Origin of the sequence: Dapis brunnea BLCC-M229 (genome assembly GCF_050015995.1) — a bacterium.
GTDB lineage: Bacteria > Cyanobacteriota > Cyanobacteriia > Cyanobacteriales > Microcoleaceae > Trichodesmium.
This window is the reverse complement of sequence record NZ_JBNHEP010000141.1, coordinates 19,844-31,005: the sequence shown is the minus strand read 5'-3', so window position 1 is coordinate 31,005 and position 11,162 is coordinate 19,844. Positions and strand designations below refer to the sequence as shown.

At 38.4% G+C, this 11,162-nt stretch carries 9 protein-coding genes; 6 read left to right on the top strand and 3 right to left on the bottom strand.

The genetic code is table 11. The features are described from left to right. Positions 1-64: 64 nt before the first annotated feature. Together ACP6PM_RS16580 and ACP6PM_RS16575 are read right to left on the bottom strand one after the other, a co-directional pair. Positions 65-823, bottom strand: a complete 759-nt coding sequence (locus ACP6PM_RS16580; protein ID WP_426586482.1) for a hypothetical protein — start codon at positions 821-823, stop codon at positions 65-67. Positions 824-874: 51 nt separating this feature from the next. Beyond that, the gene (locus tag ACP6PM_RS16575) at positions 875-3,418 is read right to left on the bottom strand and encodes a hypothetical protein (RefSeq protein WP_426586480.1); all 2,544 of its coding nucleotides are present in this window, start codon (positions 3,416-3,418) and stop codon (positions 875-877) included. Positions 3,419-3,679: 261 nt separating this feature from the next. On the opposite strand from ACP6PM_RS16575, the gene hypF reads away from it, so the two are divergent. From hypF to ACP6PM_RS16550, 5 genes are all read left to right on the top strand, one after another. Further along, entirely contained in the window at positions 3,680-6,070 is a 2,391-nt protein-coding gene (gene hypF, locus ACP6PM_RS16570) for a carbamoyltransferase HypF (RefSeq protein ID WP_426586478.1), read from the top strand. A 42-nt stretch (positions 6,071-6,112) separates the two neighbouring features. Continuing rightward, positions 6,113-6,361 (top strand): HypC/HybG/HupF family hydrogenase formation chaperone, encoded by a 249-nt coding sequence (locus ACP6PM_RS16565; RefSeq protein WP_426586476.1) that lies wholly within the window; start codon positions 6,113-6,115, stop codon positions 6,359-6,361. Between the two features lie 327 nt (positions 6,362-6,688). After that, positions 6,689-7,840 carry a hydrogenase formation protein HypD gene (gene hypD, locus ACP6PM_RS16560; protein ID WP_426586474.1) on the top strand — a complete coding sequence of 384 codons (1,152 nt, stop codon included), beginning with the start codon at positions 6,689-6,691 and terminating at the stop codon, positions 7,838-7,840. Positions 7,841-8,297: 457 nt separating this feature from the next. Then, positions 8,298-8,525 (top strand): tautomerase family protein, encoded by a 228-nt coding sequence (locus ACP6PM_RS16555; RefSeq protein WP_426586473.1) that lies wholly within the window; start codon positions 8,298-8,300, stop codon positions 8,523-8,525. A gap of 398 nt (positions 8,526-8,923) precedes the next feature. Next, on the top strand, positions 8,924-9,388 hold the full coding sequence (locus tag ACP6PM_RS16550) for a GNAT family N-acetyltransferase (RefSeq protein WP_426586471.1): 465 nt from the start codon (positions 8,924-8,926) through the stop codon (positions 9,386-9,388). Here the strand turns inward: ACP6PM_RS16550 and ACP6PM_RS16545 are convergent, their stop codons facing one another. Beyond that, positions 9,389-9,514 (bottom strand): hypothetical protein, encoded by a 126-nt coding sequence (locus tag ACP6PM_RS16545; RefSeq protein WP_426586469.1) that lies wholly within the window; start codon positions 9,512-9,514, stop codon positions 9,389-9,391. A 223-nt stretch (positions 9,515-9,737) separates the two neighbouring features. Between ACP6PM_RS16545 and hypE the strand changes: the two genes are divergently transcribed. Beyond that, positions 9,738-10,844: a hydrogenase expression/formation protein HypE gene (hypE, locus tag ACP6PM_RS16540; protein ID WP_426586467.1), complete on the top strand. Its 1,107-nt coding sequence runs from the start codon at positions 9,738-9,740 to the stop codon at positions 10,842-10,844. Positions 10,845-11,162: the final 318 nt, after the last annotated feature.

Sequence of the window (11,162 nt, the reverse complement as noted above, 5' to 3'; positions counted from 1 at the left end):
TTTTGGTCTCTCCAATCATTACCCCCCATGGCAATCTTTGGTATCATAGTCAAATAATGACAACTTAACCACGAACTAAACCACTAAAACCAGCTACCCAGAGAGATGTTAATATCCAACCAAAAACTATGTGAACCCATAAATACCATTGAAGTAAAGCACCAGTTTTTACTTTGAATAATATTAATGGAATTTCTATACCTTTTTGAGAATTTGGCAGCCAATATGTTTGTTGATGTAGGTCAACTATGGGGATGAATGTATCTAATGAATATAACCAGAAATTAAATTCTGGATAGTCTATATCAATCTTTTTCTCGTTAGTTTCTTCAGTATACGGACTAATTTCTGAAGCTGGTGAAAATAGGCATTTATTATTGGATATTGAGTTGGAACAATTGTCATAACCTAAAGCGAATAAATTCCAACCAAAGGATATAAAAAGAGAACTCCAAACTAATGCTTGTGTGGGTTTATAGCCATAAGCAATTGTTGCGTCTAGAAAGTAATTCCAAAATTTACTTAATCTGTTGAGTTTTGGTCGAATGTCTCTTTCTTTATGAATTAATATTTCTGTGGCGGCATCTGGATCGCCTTCTTTTTTTAAAACTTCGGCTAATTGTTCATAAGTTTGAGGAAAAAATTCGGGTTGAAGTCTCAGCCATTTGAGGCGGGTTTTGGCATCTTTCAGAACTTTTATATTATCGTCTGTTCCAAGTTTCTGATATATGAAACCATCAAGGTTTATATTGTTTTTTTGAGGCCAACTTTGTTCGTCGTCTCGGAGGCGTCCTATTCTGGCAAATTGTAGGTCTATTTTCATGTAGTGAGTTTCTATTCTTTGATATTCTGTTTGAAGTAGTGATGAAATTGGTTAATTTTTTATATTTTTAATCAAAGGATATAGGAGGCGTAAATATAGGGGGAAGGTTACTTTTTCTTGTTGAATTTTGACCATACTTAATGTGTCGTCAACTCTGGCACTAACTAAGTAAATATTGCCTTGAAAAGTTCCTTTATCTAATAAAATATCTCCTTCAACATTCATTCCTTCAGCAGATAAAACATTTCCTTTTTCGTTAGAAAAGTTGCCATTAGTGCAGTCAAGATTTCCTTTAATATTTGCTGCTGTTAAATCGACTTTGCCTTCAGCTTTGAAGCCATTAGTTAGACTGATGTTAGTTTTGACTTCTATATTCTGAGCATCAAGCGCGTATTTTTCTGGATTAGAGAAATGACCTTTGCGACAAGAGAGTTCACCACCAATAGTAGATTCAGAGAGACTTACCTCACCCTCAGCTTTGAAATCATTACTCAGAAAGACAGAACCTTTGACTTCTATATTATTAGCGTTGAGCGCATCTTTTCCTTTATTAGAGAAATGACCTCCGCTACAAGAGAGTTGACTGCCAATAGTAGCTCCAGATAAACTTACGTTACCTTCAGCCTTAAAACCATTTCTCAGAAAGACAGAACCTTTGATTTCTATACGTTGAGCAAAGAGCGCGTCTCCTTCTTTATTAGAGAAATGACCTCCAATACAAGTGAGTACACCACCAATAGTAGCTCCAGCTAGACTGACCCTACCCTCAGCCTTAAAACCTTCACTCAGAATGACAGAACTTTTGACTTCTATACTCTGAGCAAAAAGCGCATCTTTTCCTTTGTTAGAGAAATGACTTCCACTACAAGAAAGTTTACCACCAATAGTAGCTCCAGATAGACTGACTTCTCCTTCAGCCTTGAAATCATTACCCAGAATCACATCAGCTTTGACTTCTATATTATTAGCAAAAAGCGCATCTTTTCCTTTATTAGAGAAATGACCTCCACGACAAGAGAGTACACCACCAATAGTAGCTCCAAATATATTTACCACACCCTCAGCCTTAAAGTCATTACTTAGAAATACAGAACCTTTAACTTCTATACTTTCAGCAACAAGCGCATTTCCTTCTTTATTAGAGAAATGACCTCCGCTACAATTAAGTTTACCACCAATAGTAGCTCCAGATAGACTGACTCTACCCTCAGCCTTGAAACCATCACTCAGAATGACAGAACCTTTAATTTCTATACTATTAGCAAAGAGTGTATCTTTTCCTTTGTTAGAGAAATGACCTCCACGACAAGAGAGTGTACCACCAATAGTAGCTCCATATAGAATGACTATACCCTCAGCCTTGAAGTCATCACTCAGAAAGACATCAGCTTTAACTTCTATATTCTCAGCACTGAGCGCAGTTCCTTCTTTATTAGAGAAATGACCTTTAATACAAGAGAGTACACCACCAATAGTAGCTTCAGATAGACTGACTCTACCCTCAGCCTTGAAGCCATTACTCAGATAGACATCACCTTTGACTTCTGTGTTTTGAGCATTGAGTGCATTTTTTCCTTTATTAGAGAAATGACCTCCACGACAAGAGAGTCCACCACCAATAATAGCTCCATATAGACTGACTCTACCCTCAGCCTTGAAACCATTACTCAGATAGACATCACCTTTGACTTCTATATTCTGAGCATTGAGTGCAATTCCTTCTGGATTAGAGAAATGACCTCCAATACAAGAGAGTTGACCACCAATAGTAGCTTCTAATAGACTGACCATACCCTCAGCTTTGAAATCATTACCCAGAAAGACAGAACCTTTAACTTCTATATTCTGAGCAATGAGCGCAGTGCCTTCTGGATTAGAAAAATGATCCCTAACACAAACAAGTTGACCACCAATAGTAGCCCCAGCTAGACTTACCTTACCGTTACTTTGAAAGCCATTTTTCAGATATAAACCCCCCCTAACTTCAATCGACCCAGCCTCAATACCAACAACATGACTACCATCAAACTTGACTTCTTCTACTTTCGCTCCCTTGAGAACAATCTCTTCTGTAAAAACACATTTTGTGAAATACAATAAACTTTCAAACTTAACAAACTCAAGATTTAATTCCCCCGAAATCTTAGCTCCACGAACCTGTAAACCATGATTAGAAAAATATTGAAAAGCTTCCACATCTGTACATAACCACTCAATAAACTTAGCCGATAATATCCGCTTTTCTCCCCATGATTCTGCTGTAGCTGGATTATTAAATTCCTTTTCCTTAGCGATCGCTGCTAATAATTGTTTTAACTGTTCTGGATGTTCTAACTCTTCTAACTCCTTTAACTTCTCTAAACCTAAATCCTCCAAATCTTCCAATTTTTCTACATCATCTAACTTTTTTAACTGTTCTTTTAACAGTTCTAAATCTAACCCTTCCTTAAGCAAAGTAAGTTCTGGGGATTTAATTTGATAATCAGCAACTTCTCCTTTAACAATAGCCTTTAATAACTTTTGCTCAACTGCAGTAAGTGTTATTCTGTACCTCTGCTTTGCTAATTTAAGTAATTCGTCAAGTTTGTCGATCATAACTTTTCAGATTTTAGGAATGTTGTTAATATTATATCTGTAAGCGCGTCTCAACTAAAATTGTGGGTAAAACCTAACCCCCCAACCCCCTTCCCTGCAAGGGAAGGGGGGGGGACGGAAGCCCCTCTCCTTGCAGGAGAGGGGTTGGGGGAGAGGTCTTCATTGACTCCAACTTACCCACATTCATAAATCTGATGTTTGTAGTAGGGCTTTAGCCCAACTACGAGCTATAATCAAAAATCTCAATTATCATTATCTATAATGTCTCAAACAGCAGAACAAATTCGCATCTATGGCACTGTGCAAGGTGTCGGTTTTCGCCCTACTGTCTACCGCATTGCTAAAACATTAGGTTTGCGCGGTGAAGTTAGTAACGACGGACAAGGTGTCTTAATCAAAGTTGTGGGCGATCGCTCTGTCATTAACCAATTTATCGAAAAAATACATTCTGAACGCCCTCCACTTGCCCACATCGAAACCATTACGCGCCACCCTCTGGAAAACGTAAATTTCCCAGACTTTATCATCGCTTCCAGCACCAACAACACCGTTCGTACCAAAATAGCGCCCGATGCTGCTACCTGCTCCACCTGCAAAAGTGAAATATTCGACCCCTTGAGTCGGTGGTATCGTTACCCATTCACCAACTGTACCCACTGCGGACCTCGCCTCAGTATCATCAAAAAATTACCCTATGACCGCAAAAATACAACGATGGCAGATTTTAACCTTTGCCCAGAATGTCAGCAAGATTATTCGGACCCCCTCAACCGTCGCTTCCACGCTCAACCTACTGCTTGTCATATTTGCGGACCGAAAGCTTGGTTAGAAAGAGCAGATGGGAAACCAGTCACCGCCGATATGTTCTCAATGTTGGATGATGTGGATGCGGTTTGCACTCTCATCCAACGAGGAATGATAGTTGCTATTAAAGGGTTAGGCGGTTTTCACCTTGCCTGCGATGCCACCAATGAGGAAGCAGTGCAAAAATTACGTCTTCGCAAACGTCGCCCCGATAAACCTTTAGCGTTGATGGCGCGAGATATTGATGTAATTTCTGAATATTGCAGTATTAGTGCAACGGAACAGAATTTACTCGAAAGTGTAGCTGCTCCCATTGTGTTGTTGGAAAAAACTATTGCGCAACAGTTAGCACCCAGTGTTGCACCCGGACAAAATACTTTAGGTTTTATGTTGCCATATACACCATTGCATCATTTAGCGTTGCGTCGTTTAAATGTTCCCATAGTATTAACAAGTGGCAATTTTTCTGATGAACCTCAGTGTATTGATAATGAAGAAATGCGGGAGAAACTATCAGAAATTGCTGATTATTTTCTCATACATAATCGCCCTATTTTTAATCGGGTTGATGATTCTGTGGTGCGAGTTATTCAGGAAGTCCCTCAAGTATTACGTCGCGCCCGTGGTTATGCTCCTGCACCAATTAATTTGCCTCCAGGATTTGCCGATATTCCTCCTATTTTGGCAATGGGAGGTGAGTTAAAAAATACTTTTTGTTTATTCCGTGATGGGCAAGCTATTTTGTCTCAACATATTGGAGATTTAGAAAATAGTTTGGCTGCCACAGCTTATCAACAAACTTTGAATCTTTTTTTAGGTTTATTAGAGGCGGAACCGAATGCAATTGTTGTGGATAAACACCCAGAATATTTATCTACAAAATTGGGTAAAGATTTGGCTGCTGCTAATAATTTAAAAATAATTGAAGTGCAACATCATCATAGTCATATTGCAGCTTGCATGGCAGAAAATGGATTGGATATTGATTGTCAGTCAGTTTTAGGAATTGCTTTAGATGGATTGGGTTATGGGGAAGATGAAACTATTTGGGGCGGAGAATTTTTATTAGCAAATTATCGCGAGTTTCAACGTTTAGGAACTTTTCAACCTGTCGCAATGATTGGAGGGGAACAGGCAATTTATCAACCTTGGCGAAATACTTATGCCCATTTGGTCGCTGCTTTTGGTTTAGATTTTCTTAAGAATTATGAAGATTTAGAATTATTTAATTTTTTCCAAACAAAACCGCTGACTTTGCTGAATCAAATGATACAAAAAAAGATTAATTCCCCCCTAGCTTCTTCTTGCGGGCGGTTATTTGATGCGGTTGCTGCTGCGATTGGAATTTGCCGAGAATCTTCTAGTTATGAGGGCCAAGCTGCGATAAATTTAGAGGCTTTGGCAACAGAGTATTTATTAAATGATGCTGAAGAAATCCAGGGTTATGAATTTAATATGTTAAATTTACAGCAAGATAGTAAATTCCCTCTTACTTATCTAATGCCACAGCCGATGTGGCAATCCTTACTGATAGATACAAAACAAAGTGCTACTCCGGCTCTGATGGCAGCTAAATTTCATCAAGGATTAGCGATAGCTATTTCTGAGATGGTAACTGAATTGCATCAGAGTTGTGAGTTTAATCAAGTCGCTTTGACTGGTGGAGTATTTCAAAATAAATTGTTACTTGAAGGAGTAAGCGATCGCCTAATTAAAATGGGTTTGGAAGTGTTGACTCACAGTCAAGTTCCACCTAATGATGGGGGTTTATCTTTGGGTCAAGTAGCGATCGTTGCTGCTAGAATGGGAGGGCAAGACAAGGATTTGGGTACGAATACGCGGATTTGAAAAAATTTTGATTTTAGTAAAAGTTTGATTAATTTAAGAAAAATGTGTTTAGGTATTCCCGGTCAAATTATAGAAATAACTGATGCCGAGCATAAGTTGGCAACGGTTAATATTAGTGGGGTGAAACGAGAGGTTAATATTGCCTGCATAGTTGATGAAAAACATCCGGTTGAGTCATGTATTGGTGACTGGGTGTTAGTTCATGTGGGTTTTGCCATGAACCGTTTAGATGAGGAAGAGGCAACAGAAACTTTGAAATTATTGCAGGAAGTTGCTGCGGTAATGAATTAAAAGGTAGGTTGGGTTGAAGAAATGAGACCCAGCATATTCAGTACATAGATGTAAGTTGGCTTGAGGAACGAAACCCAACGTATTATTATGATATTTATTTCCGATAACTGATTTGTTAGTAGATGTAGGTTGGGTTGAGGAAACGAAACCCAACAGATCAAGAGATATTAAGTTTGTTTGACGAACCATTTTCGGAGCTTATCTTACATAGAAAATTGAATATACCAATATACCCAGTAAATAAAATTATAGATACTTTAGTTGGGTTGCGCTAGCGCTTAACCCAACCTACAATATGACAACTTACAACAGAAACAGAAAAAATAGATGAAATACATTAAAGAATTTCGCGACCCCCACAAAGCGCAAGGTTTAGTAAGAGAAATTGATAAACTCAGCCAAAAATTAGGATACACCACAGAACACCCACTAAAAATAATGGAAGTTTGTGGCGGTCACACTCACTCTATTTTCAAATATGGCATTGAGGAAGTTTTACCTAATAATATCGAACTAATACATGGCCCGGGATGTCCGGTTTGCGTCATGCCAAGGGGTAGATTAGATGACGCGATCGCTTTGTCGGAAAAACTCAACGTTATTTTTACCACTTTCGGTGATGCGATGCGCGTGCCCGGTTCCAAAAAAAGTTTGTTGCAGGCAAAAGCTCAAGGTGCAGATATTCGGATGGTTTATTCGCCCCTGGATAGTTTGAAGATAGCTAAGGAAAACCTAGACAAAGAGATAATTTTCTTTGGTTTAGGTTTTGAAACTACCGCCCCCAGTGCAGCATTAACTATTTTGCAAGCAGAAGCGGAAGGCATCAACAACTTTAGCATTTTTAGCAATCATGTTTTGGTTGTACCCGCTCTAGAAGCGTTACTGAGTAACCCAGATTTAGAATTGCAAGGTTTTGTCGGACCTGGTCATGTGAGTATGGTTATTGGTACTCAACCCTATCGCGTCATTTTGGAAAAATATCATAAACCTTTGGTCGTATCAGGATTTGAACCTCTGGATATTTTGCAGTCTATCTGGATGTTGTTACAACAAATGCTAGAAGGTCGTTGTGAGGTAGAAAATCAATATAGTCGTGTGGTGAAAGAAGGTGGTAATAGGGTAGCACTGGAAGCAATGGGCAAAGTATTTGAAGTGCGAGAAAAGTTTGAGTGGCGTGGTTTGGGAGATATTCCTGAGTCTGGGTTAAAAATTACTGATGCTTATGCCTGTTTTGATGCTGAGGTCAAGTTTTGTGTGCCTAACAAAAAAGTTGCTGATGCTAAAGCTTGCCAATGTGGGGAAATTCTCAAAGGTGTTTTGAAACCTTGGCAATGTAAGGTATTTGGTACTGCTTGTACTCCAGAAAATCCTATCGGCACTTGCATGGTTTCCTCTGAAGGCGCTTGTGCTGCTTATTATAAATATGGTCGGTTGTTTAAGAAAGAAAAAGGAAAAAAAGCTGAAGTGGTGGCATCTTAACTCCGCAACTGAGAGAAAAGGAAAAATTTAACAAATATAGTATTTCTTAAGTTATACTAATTCATTTTAAAGATGTCACAAATAGTTTAAAAACCCATAAGTGAAATAACTGCCTGAAATTACTGAGCGCGTCAAAGTTGTTACCCTACAAAATCTTAATGCATGACTTTTGACTTCCGTGAAACGGTATTACTCAGGTAAAGTTGTTTTTCTTCTTCTCCATTCTCTATTTCTCGAATTGCTACTGCCTAGTCCCTAAAACCAACATTTTTTTAACTCACTAGCATGGAAATTGCTATAGTAATCCTAAATAGGTTTTGACAAATCAAAAAGTAAATAAAAAAACTGAAACTCTTACCTGTTACCTGTTATCAGTTCAGTGTTCTCTAAAAAGCAGTAAAATTTTTGACATGAATAAAATAGGATTGCTATATAAACAAATTAGGAGGAAAAAATTATGCCATTTATAACAATTCAAATTGCTGACGGTCATTCCGTTGAATTAAAACGTAAACTAGCAAAAGCTGTGACTGATACTGTTGTTTCTACTTTAGGAACAAAACCAGAATGGGTAACAGTTCATATAGACGAATTTCGTCGAGAAAATTGGGCAGTCGGCGGTCAACTTCATATTGATAAACATCCCGGTCGTCATGCAGAAAAAGTAGAAAATAATAGAAAATAATAGTTAATTTTCTGGTAAAAATTAGCAGTAATTAGGCAGGAGTCAGAACTCAGGAATCAGGAGAGAGAAGTGTTGGAAAAAAGAATATATTAGGAGGGGAAAGTTTTTTTATCGCTAATTAAGCGGACATGGTATTAGTAGGGGCGAATTGGAATTTGCCCCTAAATTTGCAGTACGGACTAAATTTAAGATCGACGGAGAATATAGCAATCCGCGCATAGGTTGCGGGTAATCAAAAAGTAAATAAAAAATACTTAAATTCTTACCTGTTTCCTATTCTCTGTTCCCTAAAAAGCAGTAAGATTTTTGACACGAATAAAATAGGATTGCTATATCATCATACTAATAGCAACTGCTACAATTCAAATTATTTAGAAATAAATAGCCATCTAAAAATTATGCTTCATACAGAAATAGTAATCAGAGAAGCAGTTCCCAGTGACATAAAAAAAATTATGGAATTGCTCTATTTAAAAGCAAAATTTGACGGCTGTCCCGAATCTCTAAAAGCAACAACCGAACAACTAAATAACGATCTATTCGGCACAACTCCTCTCACTTATATTTTATTAGCTGAAGTAGAAGGAAAAACTGTAGGTTTCGCTAGTTATCATCGAATTTATTCTACATTTTTAGCTAAACCTGGAATTTGGCTGGATGATTTATATTTAAAAGAAGAATACCGAGGTCAAAAAATTGGTAAAGCTTTAATGACTCGTCTATATCAAATAGCTGAAGAAACGGGTTGCGGTAGAATTGATTGGACTGTTAATATTAACAATTCTCAAGGTATTAACTTCTATGAAAAAATGGGAGCCAATATTATAGAAAAGGTAAGATTATGTCGCCTGAAAATTCAATAATTAAGAAGTAATGTAATCTGTAGATGAACGTGCCGAACAAGAAAAATAACGGGCAGATAGACTGACAGAAATTCTCAGAGAAAGAGGTATTAACCCAGATGAAGTTTTGTAGAAAGAAATTTCCAACTTTAAAGTTTCCTACCTAAGTAAGTAGGAGCTACTAATAACTAATATCATGTGCCCCCTCCGGGGGAGCTACGAATTGCGGATAATCACTTATAATAAATTTTTTGTTTGTAGTATAGCTCTCAGCCCGAACTGTAGATAGGGCTGAGAGCTATACTACGAACTTTAATTATAATAACTATTTAACCGAACATAATATAATAACTGATAACTGATAACTGAAATGACAAACTCTACTTCCAACGAACCCACACAACATCCTTTATTTAAAAAAATTGAACGAGCGCGACGTCGCCCGACAAAAGTGCGCGACACCAACATTACTCTCGCTCACGGTAGCGGTGGCAAAGCAATGCGCGACCTGATAGAAGATATTTTTGTCAGCAACTTTGACAACCCCACCCTATCTCAACTAGAAGACCAAGCAACATTTGACCTGGCAAGTTTTACTGCTCAAGGAGACAGACTCGCTTTTACTACCGACTCTTATGTAATTGACCCCATATTTTTTCCTGGTGGCAATATTGGCGAACTGGCAGTCAACGGTACTGTTAACGATCTAGCTGTAAGTGGGGCAAAACCCTTATATCTCTCCTGCGGAATGATTATTGAAGAAGGTTTTCCTATTGACTCTCTCCGAGAAATAGCAAAAAGTATGAAAGCAGCAGCAGATGTCGCTGGAGTAAAGATAGTCACTGGAGACACAAAAGTTGTTCACCGAGGTGCTGCGGACAAATTATTTATCAATACTGCGGGGGTAGGTGTAATTCGCTCCGGCGTTTCTATTTCTGCCCAAAATCTTCAACCAGGGGATGCCGTTATTGTGAATGGTTATCTTGGAGACCACGGAGCAGCTATTACGATCGCCCGTGGAGACTTAGCTTTAGAAACGGAAGTTAACAGCGATACTCAACCTTTGAATGGTTTGGTTGATACTATTCTTGATGTTTGTCCGGAAGTTAGGGCGATGCGAGATGCTACCCGTGGGGGTTTAGCAACAGTATTAAATGAATTTGCTATGAGTTCGGAAGTAGGGATACGACTTTTTGAATCTTCTCTACCAGTGCGGGAGGAGGTGCAGGGAGTCTGTGAAATTCTCGGTCTCGACCCTTTATATTTTGCCAATGAAGGTAAATTAGTCACAATGGTGCCTGGAGAAAAGGCGGAAACTGTTTTGGCAGCAATGAAATCTCATCCTGCGGGTATTGATGCTGCTATTGTGGGGGAAGTTATTGCTTCTCCTCCTGGAATTTTATTGTTGCAAACCACCTTCGGCACCGAGCGTATTGTAGATATGTTAGTAGGAGACCAATTGCCAAGAATTTGTTAGGGAGGAACAAGACAAGAGCAAGACAAGAGCAAGACACGGATTTGGGCACGGATGCACGGATGATGGAAATTTTGTAGGGGTAATGTCTCCAAACCCTCCCACTTATAGAATTTAAAACTAAGATTTTATGGGCTAAAAATTTTGACAGTTGCTCACAAAATATTTTTGCTTTGAACCTTTTTTTGACTTCAGCATAAGTACCTTCTTTCTACCAAGAATTTGTTAGAGAGGAGCAAGACAAGGATTTTTTCACAGATGTACAGATGATGGAAATTTTGTAGGGGTTTGTTATCCCAACCCTCCCACTTCTAGAAGTTA